This window comes from Variovorax sp. Varisp85 (assembly GCF_047304045.1).
Classification (GTDB): domain Bacteria; phylum Pseudomonadota; class Gammaproteobacteria; order Burkholderiales; family Burkholderiaceae_C; genus Variovorax.
Window position 1 is genome coordinate 43055 of sequence record NZ_JBGLYN010000041.1, and the last position, 12631, is coordinate 55685.

Below are 12631 nucleotides of genomic sequence, written 5' to 3' on the forward strand. Positions count from 1 at the left end.
GGCGAAGGATATGGCTGTCATAGGGAAAGCCATTTGTCCCTCCGCAAGGCTCATGCGGCTGCTGATTTTATAATCACGGCCATGTCAGTCTGGGCTCTCGGCTTGAACCACACGACCGCGCCGCTCGACCTGCGCGGTCGTTTCGCGTTCGCGCTCGACCAAATCGCCCCCACGCTGCAGAGCCTGCGCAGTTCCTTTGCCTCCGGCCGCCACCCCCAGGTCGAGGCCGCGATCATCTCCACCTGCAATCGCACCGAGATCTATTGCGCCTCGGAACAGGCCGCACTCGACCACACCTTCGGCTGGCTGGCGCAAAGCGGCGGCGTGGCCCCGGCCCTGCTGCGATCGCACGCCTACACGCTTCAGGACGACGAAGCCGCCCGCCATGCCTTCCGCGTGGCCAGCGGGCTCGACTCGATGGTGCTCGGCGAAGCTCAGATCCTCGGCCAGATGAAAGATGCCGTGCGCGCGGCCGAAACCGCCGGCGCGCTCGGCAGCACGCTGAACCAGCTGTTCCAGCGCTCTTTCGCGGTGGCGAAGGAAGTCCGCACCGCCACCGAGATCGGCGCGCACTCCATCAGCATGGCCGCCGCGGCGGTCCGGCTCGCTGGCCAGCTCTTCGAAGACCTTCATCAAACGCGCGTGCTGTTCGTCGGCGCGGGCGAGATGATCGACCTCGCGGCCACGCACTTCGCAGCCAAGGAACCCAGGTCGATCGCCATTGCCAACCGCACGCTCGAGCGCGGCGAAAAACTGGCTTCGCGCTTCGGCGCCGAAGCGATGCGCCTGGCCGACCTGCCGGCGCGACTCGCCGAGTTCGACATCATCGTGAGCTGCACGGCGAGCACGCTGCCGATCATCGGCCTGGGCGCCGTGGAGCGCGCGCTCAAGGCACGCAAGCACCGCCCGATGTTCATGGTCGACCTGGCCGTGCCGCGCGACATCGAGCCCGAAGTGAAGGCGCTCGAGGACATCTACCTCTACACCGTCGACGACCTCGCACAGGTCGTGCAACAGGGCCAGGCCAACCGCCAGGCGGCTGTCGCGCAGGCCGAAGTCATCATCGACGCCGGCGTGCAGAGCTTCATGCACTGGCTGGGCCAGCGCGGCACCGTGCCGCTGATCCAGCAGCTCAATGCGCAGGCCGACGAATGGCGTGCCGCCGAGATGGCGCGCGCACGCAAGCTGCTGGCCAGGGGCGAATCGGTCGATGCCGTGCTCGAGGCCATGTCGCGCGGGCTCACGCAGAAGATCATGCACGGCGCCATGGCCGAACTGCACGCGGGCGATGCTGCCTCGCGCGAGCAGACGGCGCAGGCCATCTCGCGCCTGTTCCTGCGCAAAGAGCGTTAGCGACGCTCGTCGTCGCCAGGCCCGATCGGCCGCGGTCTTCATGCGCGCTGCCCTTTTGCGGCAGCACCTCCATATTTTTCGAGTCCCGTTCCTCCGTGAAATCCTTTCTGCGCCACCAACTCGAACGCTACGCCCAACGCCTCGGCGAGCTCGACTTCCTGCTCTCGCGCGAAGACATCATGAGCGACATGGCGCAGTACCGCACCATCTCGCGCGAGCATGCCGAAGTCACGCAGATCGCCGGCCGCTACGAGCGCTACAGGCAGCGCGAGGCCGACATCGCCGGTGCCAGGGAGATGCTCGACGACCCCGACATGGCCGAGATGGCAAAGGAAGAAATCGCGGGCGCCGAAGCCGAGCTGGTGCAGCTCGAAGAAGAACTGCAGCGCCTGCTGCTGCCGAAGGACCCCGACGACGCGCGCAACGCCTTCCTCGAAATCCGCGCCGGTACCGGCGGCGACGAATCGGCCCTGTTCGCGGGCGACCTGCTGCGCATGTACACGCGCTACTGCGAGCGCGCCGGCTGGCGCTGCGAGGTGGTGAGCGAGAGCGAAAGCGAGCTCGGCGGCTACAAGGAAGTGGTGATCCGCATCGTCGGCGACGAGGTGTTCGGCCACCTGCGCTTCGAGTCGGGCGGCCACCGCGTTCAGCGCGTGCCGGCGACCGAAACACAAGGCCGCATCCACACCAGCGCCTGCACGGTCGCCGTGCTGGCCGAGCCCGACGAAACCGTGGCCGTGCAGATCAACCCGGCCGACCTGCGCATCGACACCTACCGCGCAAGCGGCGCGGGCGGACAGCACATCAACAAGACCGACTCGGCCGTGCGCATCACGCACATCCCGACCGGCATCGTGGCCGAGTGCCAGGACGACCGCAGCCAGCACCGCAACAAGGCGAAGGCGCTGCAGGTGCTGTCGGCGCGCATCCAGGAGAAGGACCGCAGCGAGCGAGCGGCCAAGGACGCGGCCATGCGCAAGGGCCTGATCGGCAGCGGCGACCGCTCGGACCGCATCCGCACCTACAACTTTCCGCAGGGCCGGCTCACCGACCACCGCATCAACCTCACGCTCTACAAGCTGCTCGCGATCATGGAAGGCGACCTTGGCGACGTGCTCGACGCGCTGCGCGCCGCGCGTGAGGCCGAACAGCTGGCCGAGCTGGAATCGAGCCTGCCAGCGTGATGACCGCCGACGACCCGAAGCCGTCCACCGTGGCGCAGGCACTGGCCGCGGCCGTCGCGCTGGGCGTGGAGCGGCTCGACGCGCAGTTGCTGCTGCTGCACGCGCTGGGCCGGGCGCCGCATGACCGCGCCTGGCTGCTGGCGCACGACACCGATGCGATGCCCGACGCGGCGTGGGCCGCGCTCTGCGCGCAGTTGTCGCACCGCCTCGCGGGCGAGCCGATCGCGTATCTGCTCGGCGAGAAGGAGTTCCACGGCCTCGCCCTGCACGTCGATCCACGCGTGCTGGTGCCGCGGCCCGACACCGAGACGCTGGTCGAATGGGCGCTGCAGTGCCTCGAAGGCCGTGTCGCCCCGCGCGTGCTTGATCTCGGCACGGGCAGCGGTGCGATCGCACTGGCCCTGCAACATGCCCGCCGCGATGCACAAGTCGACGCGGTCGACGCCAGCGCCGACGCATTGGCGGTCGCCCAGGCCAACGCGCAGCGCCTCGGCCTGCCGGTGTGCTTCACCGAAGCGAACTGGCTCGACGGCGCCAGCAGCGGCTACACGGTGATCGCGAGCAACCCGCCGTACATCGCCGCCGGCGACCCGCACCTGCCCGCCCTGCGCCACGAACCCGTTTCCGCATTGGTCGCGGGCGCCGACGGCCTCGACGACATCCGCCAGATCGTGCAGAACGCTCCCGGCCACCTCGCCGAAGGCGGCTGGCTGCTGCTCGAACACGGCCACGACCAGGCTGCGGCCGTGCGTCAACTGCTCGCCGCGCGCGGTTTCGCCGAAGTGCAAAGCCGCGACGACCTCGCCGGCATCCAGCGCTGCTCCGGCGGAATCTGGCGCACGGTGAAATAATCCCCCCAGCCCACTTTTCAGGAGTCCCCATGTCCGACGCCCAGCAACGCATCGACGACCTCGTCAAAACCAACGACCTCGTGCTCTTCATGAAGGGCAACGCCAGCTTCCCGATGTGCGGCTTCTCGGGCCGCGCGATCCAGATCCTGAAGGCGGTCGGCGTCGACACCCGAACGCTCAAGACCGTCAACGTGCTCGAAGACGACGGCATCCGCCAGGGCATCAAGGAATACAGCAACTGGCCCACGATTCCGCAGCTCTACGTGAAGGGCGAGTTCGTCGGCGGCTCGGACATCATGATGGAGATGTACGAATCAGGCGAACTGCAGCAGGTCATCGGCGGCGGCGCAGCCTGATTCCACGGGACCCGCAATGAGCCACGATCACGCGGATCACGGCCATTCGCATGAAGAAGGCGAGTCGGCCTGGAAGCACGATGGCGTGCGCGTGATCGCGGCCAACCAGCTCGACGCCAACACCGCCCAGACGCCCGGCATGAACCGGGCAGCGGCCATCAACTTCGCCCGCGTGGGCGCGCAGAAGCTCTGGGCCGGCACCGTGACCATCCACGCCGACGCCAAGACCGGCGCCCATCACCATGGGCATCTCGAATCGGTGATCTACGTCGTGCGCGGCCGGGCCCGCATGCGCTGGGGGGAAAAGCTCGAGTTCACGGCCGAGGCCGGACCGGGCGACTTCATCTACGTGCCGCCCTACGTGCCGCACCAGGAGATCAACGCCAGCGCGACCGAGACGCTCGAATGCGTGCTGTGCCGCAGCGATGGCGAAGCGGTGGCGGTCAACCTCGACATCGAACCCGTCGAAAAGCCCGAATCGGTACTCTGGGTCGACCCCACGCATCCGCAGGGCGGGGTCTGAGCACTTTTCGGGTGTCGAGTCATGGCACCATGGTGGCCGTCTTCGACGTGCCACCATGACCCTGACCCAAAGCCTGCTCATCATCGCCATGCTGATCGCGATGAGCGCGTTCTTCTCACTTGCCGAAATCACCCTGGCCGCCTCGCGCCGCCTGCGCCTGCGCCAGATGGCCGACGAGGGCGACCCCCGGGCCGAGAAGGTGCTGCGCGTGCAGGAGCAACCCGGCCACTACTTCACCGTGGTGCAGATCGGCCTGAACGCGGTGGCGATCCTCGGCGGCGTGGTCGGCGAGGGCTCGCTCAGCCCCTACTTCGCGGTGTTCTTCGAGAAATGGCTGAGCGTCGAGGCCTCCGCCAACGCGGCCTTCCTGTGCTCGTTCGTCATCATCATCGCGGTGTTCCTGGTGTTCGCCGACCTGTTCCCCAAGCGGCTGGGCATGAGCAACCCCGAGCAGTTGGCGGTGCGCATGGTCGGGCCGATGCAGGTGCTGATCACCACCTTCAAGCCTCTGGTGTGGTTCTTCACGCGCTGCACCGACCTGCTTTTCAAAGTGCTCGGCATGCCGATGGCGCGCGACGACAAGATCACCTCGGCCGACATCCTCGCGATGACCGAGGCCGGCGCACGGGCCGGCGTGCTCGCGGTGCGCGAGCAACAGGTGATCGCCAACGTGTTCGAACTGGAGACGCGCCTGGTCAGCAGCGTGATGACGGCGCGCGACAGCATCGCCTGGTTCCTGCACGACGACCCCGAGACGGTGCTGCGTGCGCGCATCGTGGCCGAGCCCTACTCGGCGTATCCGGTGTGCGACGGCGACATCGACCACGTGCTCGGCTACGTCGATGCCAAGGACATGTTCCAGCGTGTGCTGAGCGGCCAGCCGCTGGCCTTCGACCAGGGCCTGCCGCTGCACAAGGCGCTGGTGATTCCCGATCGCCTGTCGCTCACCGAGGTGCTCGAACAGTTCCAGCAGGCGCACGAGGACTTCGCGATCATCGTCAACGAATACAGCCTCGTGGTGGGCGTGATCACGCTCAACGACGTGATGAGCACGGTGATGGGCGACCTCGTCTCCATGCCCGACGAGGAGCAGATCGTGCAGCGCGACGAGAACTCGTGGCTGATCGATGGCATCACGCCCATCCAGGACGTGCAGCGCGCACTGCACATCGACGAACTGCCTCACTCGGAGGAGTACGAGACGCTGGCCGGCTTCCTGATGGTGATGCTGCGCCGCGTACCCAAGCGCACCGACAGCGTGACCTGGGGCGGCTACACCTTCGAGGTGATGGACGTGGACAGCTACCGCATTGACCAGGTGATGGTCACGAAGGGCTCGGCCACTGCCAAGGCGCCGGCCGGCTGACGGAGGCTCAGCCTGCGGAGGCGGGGTCCTTCTCGCGCTCGCGCTCCCTGTCGTTGAACACCCAGAGCCGCTGGTTGGCAAATACCGCGTTCGGGTACGGCGACTTGCCGCGGCTGCCGTTGTAGCGACCCAGCGTCATGTACAGGTCGCCGTTCTCGCGGTCGAGGTAGTGGCGAAGAATGACGCAGCCGAAGCGCAGGTTGGTCTGCATGTGAAACAGCTTGGCCGGGTCGGCGTCGCCGATCACGCGCGTCCAGAACGGCATGACCTGCATGTAGCCACGCGCACCGGCGCTCGACACCGCGAACTTGCGGAAATTGCTCTCGACCTGGACGAGCCCGAGCACCAGGCTCACGTCGAGCCCCGAGCGCTTGGCTTCGTACCAGGCGGTCTGCAGGAATTCGATGCGCGATGGCGCGTCGGCAACCTTCTTGCGCAGCCGCTCGCTCATCTCGCCCAACCAGCGCAGGTAGGCGAGCCGGGCCTCGGTGTTCGCGAACTGGGGCACCGGCGGTGCCTTGTTGTGGATGGCCGAGCTGAGCGCGGTGCGCACCGAGTCGATCAGCGGCTCCTCGATCTGCGCACCGGCCAGGGCGGTCTGTGGCAGCGACAGCATGGCGAGGGCGCTTGCCGTCACGGCGCCGCCCAGGCACTGGCGTCGCGAGAGGCCGCCCTCCACGCTCATTTCGCGAGCTTGCCGGTGATGAACTCCGCAATGCCGGCCGCAGGTACCTTGGTGGCCGCCGTGTCACGGCGGTGCTGGTATTCGAGCTGGCCTTCCTTCAGACCGCGGTCCGAGATCACTACGCGGTGCGGCACGCCGATGAGCTCCCAGTCGGCGAACATCGCGCCGGGGCGCTCGCCGCGGTCGTCGAGCAACACGTCGACGCCGGCAGCGAGCAGTTGCTCATACAGCGCTTCGGCGGCCACCTTGACCTCAGGGCTGCGGTCCATGCCGATCGGGCAGACCACCACCGTGAACGGTGCCAGCGCGTCGGGCCAGATGATGCCGCGCTCGTCGTGGTTCTGTTCGATGGCCGCCGCCGGCAGGCGCGTGATGCCGATGCCGTAGCAGCCCATCTCGAGGAACTGCGGCTTGCCACCTTCGTCGAGGTAGGTGGCGTTCATGTCCTTGCTGTACTTGGTGCCGAGCACGAACACGTGGCCGACCTCGATGCCGCGCTCGATGGCCAGCACGCCCTTGCCGTCGGGCGAGGCGTCGCCGGCGATCACGTTGCGCAGGTCGGCGACCAGGTCGGGCTCGGGCAGGTCGCGGCCCCAGTTGACGCCGGTCATGTGGAAGTCGATCTCGTTGGCGCCCGTGATCCAGTCGGCCATCACGGCCACCTCGCGGTCGGCCACCATCCTGACGGGCTTCTTGAGGTTCAGCGGGCCAAGGTAGCCTGGCTTGCAGCCGAAGTGCTCGTCGATCTCGGCCAGGGTCGCGAAGCGAAAGCCCTTGTCCAGGCCTGGCAGCTTGCCGACCTTGATCTCGTTCATCTCGTGGTCGCCGCGCAGCAGCAGCAGCCAGACCTGCGAGCCCTTGGGGTTGCCTGCGTCGTCGACAATGTCGGTGGCCAGCACGAGCGACTTGACCGTGGTCGACAGCGGCACGCCGAGCAGCACTGCAACGTCTTCGCAGGTGGCCTTGCCCGGAGTGGGCGTCTTCTCGAGCGCCTTGGCGGCGGCAGGGCGCGGGCCGGCCGGGGCCAGGGCCTCGGCCTTTTCCATGTTGGCGGCGTAATTGCTGTCGGGGCAGTAGACGATGGCGTCCTCGCCCGTGGCGGCGATCACCTGGAACTCTTCGCTCAGGTCCCCGCCGATGGCGCCGCTGTCGGCCGCCACGGCGCGATAGCGCAGGCCGAAGCGGTCGAAGATGTTGCGGTAGGCCTGCGCCATGACCTGGTAGCTGGCCTTGGCCGCGTCGAGGTCGCGGTCGAAGCTGTAGGCGTCCTTCATGATGAATTCGCGCCCGCGCATCAGGCCGAAGCGCGGGCGGCGCTCGTCGCGGAACTTGGTCTGGATCTGGTAGAAATTCTTCGGCAGCTGCTTGTAGCTGCGGATTTCCTGGCGCGCGATGTCCGTCACCACCTCTTCGCTGGTCGGCTGGATCACGAAGTCGCGGTCGTGCCGGTCCTTGATGCGCAGCAGCTCGGGGCCCATCTTCTCGAAGCGGCCGGTCTCCTGCCAGAACTCGGCAGGCTGCACCACGGGCATCGTCATCTCGACGGCGCCGGCGCGGTTCATCTCCTCGCGCACGATGGCTTCGACCTTGCGGATCACGCGCAGTCCCATGGGCATGTAGGTGTAGATGCCCGTGCCGAGCTTCTTGATCATGCCGGCGCGCATCATGAGCCGGTGGCTCGCGACCTCGGCGTCAGCGGGCGCTTCCTTGAGGGTGGAGACAAAAAATCGGGAAGCTTTCATCGGGATTGCGGTGATGGATTCGCTGGATTCGAAGTTTGGAAGTGGGGGACTGCTCCCCCGGAGAGACCCTGAGAGCCTGGCATCGGCAGCTTGCCGACGGCAACCCGGCATGCATAATCGACTCAGTTCAAAAATTGGGGTTTGATTATGCTCGACCGGGACGGCTTCAGGCCCAACGTCGGCATCATCCTGCTCAACCAGAGAAACCAGGTTTTCTGGGGCAAACGCATACGCACGCATTCCTGGCAGTTTCCGCAAGGCGGCATCGACCGCGGCGAAAGTCCCGAGCAAGCCATGTTCCGGGAACTGCACGAGGAAGTGGGGCTCCATCCGGAGCACGTGCGCATCGTGGCCCGTACCCGCGACTGGTTGCGCTACGAGGTGCCGGATCGGTTCATCCGCCGTGACGCACGGGGCCACTACAAGGGCCAGAAACAAATCTGGTATTTGCTGCAACTCACCGGCCACGACTGGGATCTCAACCTGCGTGCCACCGACCATCCCGAATTCGACGCCTGGCGCTGGCATGACTACTGGGTGCCGCTCGACGTGGTCGTCGAGTTCAAGCGCGGCGTCTATGAGATGGCGCTGACCGAGCTTGCTCGCTACCTGCCACGGCAGGATTTCCGCAACCGCTTCCTGCGCAGCAACGTGCGCGCCCGAGAATTCGAGCGCCATTCGCTGGACGCCGGGGCGCCTCCCGGACTGGACCTGCCGCCCGGCGGCAGTTTCGATCCGCATCCCGACATTCCTTCTGCGAGCGATGAACCTCCTGTCCACGACAACAAAGCGCCGTTCCTTCCGACGCAACGCTGAACGCGTCCTTCTTCTGGCCTGCTTCGGCATCCTTGCGGGATGCGCCTCGGGACCGCACGACACGGACAATCCCGACTGGGCCCAGGGGGGCATGCCGCTGCCGCCCAAGCGCTACGAGACGGACAAGGAGTGGGAGGAAACCGCAACGCCCCCACCGCCGGCCTTCAGCGAAAGCCGCCTGCTGCCGATCGAAATGCCGCCGTACATGAGCTTGAAGTTCGGCATCGACCCGAACACGATCGCGATCACGGGCGACGGCATCGTGCGCTACGTGGTGGTGGCGCACAACCGCAATGGCGGCGCCGTCAATGCCTTCTATGAAGGCGTGCGCTGCTCGACCGCGGAAATGAAGAGCTATGCGCGCTACAACAACGGCGCCTGGCAAGACGTCGCCAAGCCCGAGTGGAAGCGCCTGAACGACCTGAATTCGAGCTACACCCGGGCGCTGTCGCGCCAGGCCCTGTGCCGCGGCAATGCGCCGCGCGCCTCGATCGGGGAAATGGTCCAGAACATACGCAACCCGATACGGGAAGTGCAGTAGTCAATCCATCAACGGGGCCTTGCGCCCCGTTGTTGTTTTCATCAGTTGGGCATCAGCACCATGTTGTCGCGATGGACCATCTCCGGTTCCGCGACATAGCCCAGCAGGCGCTCGAATTCGCTCGAGGGCTTGCGGCACAGCAGGCGCGCTTCCACGCTCGAATAGTTGGCCAGGCCCCGGGCCAGTTCGACGCCATCGACGTCGCGCACCGCAATCACGTCGCCGCGCGAGAACTCGCCCGAGACGCTGGTCATGCCGATCGGCAGCAGGCTCTTGCCTTCGGCCCGCACCTTGGCGGCAGCGCCCGCGTCGACAACGACGGCGCCGCGCAGTTGCAGGTGATCGGCCATCCAGCGCTTGCGGGCCTGGTGCTTGGCTGTCTGCGCCACCAGTAGCGTACCGATGGACTCGCCTCGCGCCAGGCGCAGCAGAGCATCGGACTCGCGCCCCCAGGCGATGACGGTGGAGGCGCCCGAGCCGGCCGCGCGCTTGGCCGCAAGAATCTTGGTGATCATTCCGCCGCGGCCGATGCTGGAGCCGGCGCCGCCCGCCATGGCCTCGAGCGCCGGGTCGCCGGCGGCGGCTTCGTGCACGAACTTCGCGTCGACGTCCTTGCGCGGGTCGGCCGTGTACAGGCCCTTCTGGTCTGTGAGGATGACCAGTGCGTCGGCCTCGACGAGGTTCGCCACGAGCGCGCCGAGCGTGTCGTTGTCGCCGAACTTGATCTCGTCGTTGACGACGGTGTCGTTCTCGTTGATGACCGGCACCACGCCCAGCTTGAGCAGCGTGACCAGCGTCGAACGGGCATTGAGGTAGCGCTCGCGATCGGCCAGGTCGGCATGGGTCAGCAGCACCTGCGCACTGCCTATCTCGTTTTCGCGCAGCTTGGTTTCGTACATCTGGGCCAGGCCCATCTGCCCCACAGCCGCGGCGGCCTGCAGTTCATGGACCTCGTGCGGCCGGGTTCGCCAGCCGAGACGCTTCATGCCTTCGGCGATCGCTCCGCTCGACACCATGACGACCTCGCGACCCTCGCGCACCAGCGCGGCCAGTTGCCGGCACCATTCGCCGATGGCTGCCTCGTCGAGGCCGCGCCCCTCGTTGGTCACGAGGCTGGAGCCCACCTTGACGACGATACGGCGGGCATCCCGCAAGGCTGTGGATCCGGAGTTCGAGGTCATTTTGCGGTGAATGCTGCGAGGTTGCTTTTGTCTGTCTATCTGTCCGTTGGCAGCATCACGGGCAATGCTGCGGTGCCGCTAAGCGCCCTCGGGAGGCAGCGGCGTGAAGCGCGGGTCGACGACCACCGGCGCATGCTCGGCCACCTGCTGCGCCTTGACCTGCTGATAGATGGCCTGCACCAGATGTTCGCAGCCTTCGCGCGTGAGCGCCGAGATTTCGAACACCGGCCCCTTGAAGCGCAGGCGCTTCACGAAGTCCTTGACGCGCGCTGCGCGTTCTTCGGCCGGCACCATGTCGAGCTTGTTGAGCACGAGCCAGCGCGGCTTTTCGTAGAGTGCGGCGTCGTACTTCTTGAGCTCGCCGACGATGGCCTTGGCCTGTGCCACCGGGTCGACGTTGTCGTCGAACGGCGCCATGTCGATCACATGCAGCAGCAGGCGCGTGCGCTGCAGGTGCCGCAGGAAGAGATGGCCCAGGCCTGCGCCCTCGGAAGCGCCTTCGATCAGGCCGGGAAGGTCTGCCACCACGAAGCTCTGCTCCGGGCCCACGCGCACGACGCCCAGGTTCGGGTGCAGCGTGGTGAAGGGATAGTCCGCGATGCGCGGGCGGGCGTTCGAAATCGCGCTGATCAGCGTCGACTTGCCTGCGTTCGGCATGCCGAGCAGGCCGACATCGGCCAGAACCTTGAGTTCGAGCTTGAGGCTGCGCTTCTCGCCGGGCCAGCCCGGGGTCTTCTGGCGCGGCGCGCGGTTGATGGCGCTCTTGAAGCGCATGTTTCCGAAGCCGCCGTCGCCGCCCTTGGCGATGGTGATGACCTCGCCCTCCTTCAACAGCTCGAACAGCACTTCGCCCGTTTCGGCGTCGGAGATGATCGTGCCAACCGGCATCTTGAGCGTGATGTCGTCGCCAGCGGCACCGAACATGTCGGAGCCCATGCCGTGCTCGCCGCGCTTGGCTTCGTGCCGGCGCGAGTAGCGAAAGTCGACCAGGGTGTTGAGGTTCGAGTCGGCCACCGCGAACACGTGGCCGCCACGGCCGCCGTCGCCGCCGTTGGGGCCGCCGAATTCCTTGTACTTCTCATGACGGAACGACACGCAGCCGTTGCCGCCATCGCCCGCGGCGATGTCGATGAAGGCTTCGTCGACGAACTTCATGGGATGTCCAGTTTACAAATGAAGAAGCCCCGGCAATGCGGGGCCTCGGGCAGTTCGAAGTGACTCGAGGCTTACGCCGCGGGGGTCACGTTGACCGTGTGCTTGTTGAGTGCACCCTTGTGACCGAACGACACGTGGCCGTCGACCAGGGCAAACAGCGTGTGGTCCTTGCCCACGCCGACGTTCACGCCGGGATGGAACTGGGTGCCGCGCTGGCGCACGATGATCGAGCCTGCGCTGATCAGTTCGCCGCCGAAAGCCTTCACGCCGAGCATCTTGGGCTTGGAATCGCGCCCGTTTCGCGTTGAGCCGCCGCCTTTTTTCTGTGCCATGGAATGTGCTCCTTAGCCGGCGATCGCGCCGATTTGCAGTTCGGTGAACTGCTGGCGATGGCCTTGACGTTTCTGATAGTGCTTGCGACGGCGCATCTTGAAGATGTGCACCTTGTCGTGCTTGCCGTGCGACAGTACCGTGACTGTCACCGTTGCGCCGGACACCAGGGGCGTGCCAACCTTGATTTCAGCGCCGTTTCCGACGGCCAGAACCTGGTCGATCACGATTTCCTGGCCTACGTCCGCAGCAATCTGTTCTACTTTAATTTTTTCGCCGGAAGCAACGCGATACTGCTTGCCGCCGGTTTTTATGACCGCGTACATGTAAACCTCTTAGAAATGAGTCTCCGCAGCGAATTCCGCAGAGCCCAAGATTATAGCGCGGTTTGTGCTTGCTAACCACTCCCGACCCGAAGCGCTCCCGGCAAACCGTGGCGGCTCCCTATAATTTGCGCCTTCCGGCCCTTCCCCAGCCTGGGTCGCCCTCATCCTCCGCAGCGCTCCGCGCCTCCGCTTTGCCAGTTCCCGCCGCCGACACCTCCCCCA

Annotated in this window: 14 protein-coding genes; 8 read left to right on the forward strand and 6 right to left on the reverse strand. The window is 66.3% G+C overall.

Translation table 11 applies throughout. The features are described 5' to 3' along the window. Nucleotides 1–81: 81 nt before the first annotated feature. The 6 genes from hemA (at nucleotide 82) to ACCC97_RS17355 (ending at nucleotide 5633) form a co-directional block, all read left to right on the forward strand. Complete coding sequence (hemA, locus tag ACCC97_RS17330) at nucleotides 82–1353, forward strand: glutamyl-tRNA reductase (RefSeq protein WP_007833271.1); 1272 nt, start codon at nucleotides 82–84, stop codon at nucleotides 1351–1353. A gap of 95 nt (nucleotides 1354–1448) precedes the next feature. Then, complete coding sequence (gene prfA / locus ACCC97_RS17335; RefSeq protein ID WP_007833268.1) at nucleotides 1449–2537, forward strand: peptide chain release factor 1; 1089 nt, start codon at nucleotides 1449–1451, stop codon at nucleotides 2535–2537. Continuing rightward, nucleotides 2537–3388: a peptide chain release factor N(5)-glutamine methyltransferase gene (prmC, locus tag ACCC97_RS17340; RefSeq protein WP_413334051.1), complete on the forward strand. Its 852-nt coding sequence runs from the start codon at nucleotides 2537–2539 to the stop codon at nucleotides 3386–3388. The genes prfA and prmC overlap by 1 nt, the downstream gene beginning before the upstream one ends. Nucleotides 3389–3417: 29 nt before the next feature. Further along, nucleotides 3418–3744, forward strand: coding sequence for a Grx4 family monothiol glutaredoxin (grxD, locus tag ACCC97_RS17345; protein ID WP_007833264.1), 327 nt, complete (start codon nucleotides 3418–3420; stop codon nucleotides 3742–3744). Nucleotides 3745–3760: 16 nt separating this feature from the next. Beyond that, nucleotides 3761–4267, forward strand: a complete 507-nt coding sequence (locus ACCC97_RS17350) for a cupin domain-containing protein (RefSeq protein WP_007833262.1) — start codon at nucleotides 3761–3763, stop codon at nucleotides 4265–4267. Nucleotides 4268–4322: 55 nt separating this feature from the next. Further along, entirely contained in the window at nucleotides 4323–5633 is a 1311-nt protein-coding gene (locus tag ACCC97_RS17355) for a hemolysin family protein (protein WP_007833260.1), read from the forward strand. A 7-nt stretch (nucleotides 5634–5640) separates the two neighbouring features. Here the strand turns inward: ACCC97_RS17355 and ACCC97_RS17360 are convergent, their stop codons facing one another. After that, nucleotides 5641–6318 carry a lytic transglycosylase domain-containing protein gene (locus ACCC97_RS17360; RefSeq protein WP_007833257.1) on the reverse strand — a complete coding sequence of 226 codons (678 nt, stop codon included), beginning with the start codon at nucleotides 6316–6318 and terminating at the stop codon, nucleotides 5641–5643. Further along, nucleotides 6315–8060, reverse strand: a complete 1746-nt coding sequence (locus tag ACCC97_RS17365) for a proline--tRNA ligase (RefSeq protein ID WP_413334054.1) — start codon at nucleotides 8058–8060, stop codon at nucleotides 6315–6317. The genes ACCC97_RS17360 and ACCC97_RS17365 overlap by 4 nt, the downstream gene beginning before the upstream one ends. Before the next feature lie 147 nt (nucleotides 8061–8207). Between ACCC97_RS17365 and ACCC97_RS17370 the strand changes: the two genes are divergently transcribed. Both ACCC97_RS17370 and ACCC97_RS17375 read left to right on the forward strand, forming a co-directional pair. Beyond that, nucleotides 8208–8876, forward strand: coding sequence for an RNA pyrophosphohydrolase (locus ACCC97_RS17370; RefSeq protein WP_007833253.1), 669 nt, complete (start codon nucleotides 8208–8210; stop codon nucleotides 8874–8876). A 91-nt stretch (nucleotides 8877–8967) separates the two neighbouring features. Then, nucleotides 8968–9417 (forward strand): CNP1-like family protein, encoded by a 450-nt coding sequence (locus ACCC97_RS17375; protein ID WP_237726091.1) that lies wholly within the window; start codon nucleotides 8968–8970, stop codon nucleotides 9415–9417. A 41-nt stretch (nucleotides 9418–9458) separates the two neighbouring features. On the opposite strand, the gene proB is transcribed toward ACCC97_RS17375, so the two are convergent. The 4 genes from proB to rplU form a co-directional block, all read right to left on the reverse strand. Next, nucleotides 9459–10598, reverse strand: coding sequence for a glutamate 5-kinase (proB, locus tag ACCC97_RS17380; protein ID WP_413334056.1), 1140 nt, complete (start codon nucleotides 10596–10598; stop codon nucleotides 9459–9461). Nucleotides 10599–10676: 78 nt separating this feature from the next. Beyond that, complete coding sequence (cgtA, locus tag ACCC97_RS17385; protein ID WP_007833246.1) at nucleotides 10677–11753, reverse strand: Obg family GTPase CgtA; 1077 nt, start codon at nucleotides 11751–11753, stop codon at nucleotides 10677–10679. Between the two features lie 71 nt (nucleotides 11754–11824). Continuing rightward, a complete protein-coding gene (rpmA, locus tag ACCC97_RS17390) occupies nucleotides 11825–12085 on the reverse strand; it encodes a 50S ribosomal protein L27 (protein ID WP_007833244.1) in 261 nt (86 codons plus the stop codon). A gap of 12 nt (nucleotides 12086–12097) precedes the next feature. Further along, nucleotides 12098–12409, reverse strand: a complete 312-nt coding sequence (rplU, locus tag ACCC97_RS17395; protein WP_007833243.1) for a 50S ribosomal protein L21 — start codon at nucleotides 12407–12409, stop codon at nucleotides 12098–12100. Nucleotides 12410–12631: the final 222 nt, after the last annotated feature.

Excerpts from the sequence above, each read along its gene's own strand:
- hemA (WP_007833271.1), top strand. The coding sequence starts at position 82 with ATGTCAGTCTGGGCTCTCGGCTTGAACCACACGACCGCGCCGCTCGAC.
- prmC (WP_413334051.1), top strand. The coding sequence starts at position 2,537 with ATGACCGCCGACGACCCGAAGCCGTCCACCGTGGCGCAGGCACTGGCC.
- grxD (WP_007833264.1), top strand. The coding sequence starts at position 3,418 with ATGTCCGACGCCCAGCAACGCATCGACGACCTCGTCAAAACCAACGAC.
- ACCC97_RS17350 (WP_007833262.1), top strand. The coding sequence starts at position 3,761 with ATGAGCCACGATCACGCGGATCACGGCCATTCGCATGAAGAAGGCGAG.
- ACCC97_RS17355 (WP_007833260.1), top strand. The coding sequence starts at position 4,323 with ATGACCCTGACCCAAAGCCTGCTCATCATCGCCATGCTGATCGCGATG.
- ACCC97_RS17360 (WP_007833257.1), bottom strand. The coding sequence starts at position 6,318 with ATGAGCGTGGAGGGCGGCCTCTCGCGACGCCAGTGCCTGGGCGGCGCC.
- ACCC97_RS17365 (WP_413334054.1), bottom strand. The coding sequence starts at position 8,060 with ATGAAAGCTTCCCGATTTTTTGTCTCCACCCTCAAGGAAGCGCCCGCT.
- ACCC97_RS17370 (WP_007833253.1), top strand. The coding sequence starts at position 8,208 with ATGCTCGACCGGGACGGCTTCAGGCCCAACGTCGGCATCATCCTGCTC.
- ACCC97_RS17375 (WP_237726091.1), top strand. The coding sequence starts at position 8,968 with ATGCCGCTGCCGCCCAAGCGCTACGAGACGGACAAGGAGTGGGAGGAA.
- proB (WP_413334056.1), bottom strand. The coding sequence starts at position 10,598 with ATGACCTCGAACTCCGGATCCACAGCCTTGCGGGATGCCCGCCGTATC.
- cgtA (WP_007833246.1), bottom strand. The coding sequence starts at position 11,753 with ATGAAGTTCGTCGACGAAGCCTTCATCGACATCGCCGCGGGCGATGGC.
- rpmA (WP_007833244.1), bottom strand. The coding sequence starts at position 12,085 with ATGGCACAGAAAAAAGGCGGCGGCTCAACGCGAAACGGGCGCGATTCC.
- rplU (WP_007833243.1), bottom strand. The coding sequence starts at position 12,409 with ATGTACGCGGTCATAAAAACCGGCGGCAAGCAGTATCGCGTTGCTTCC.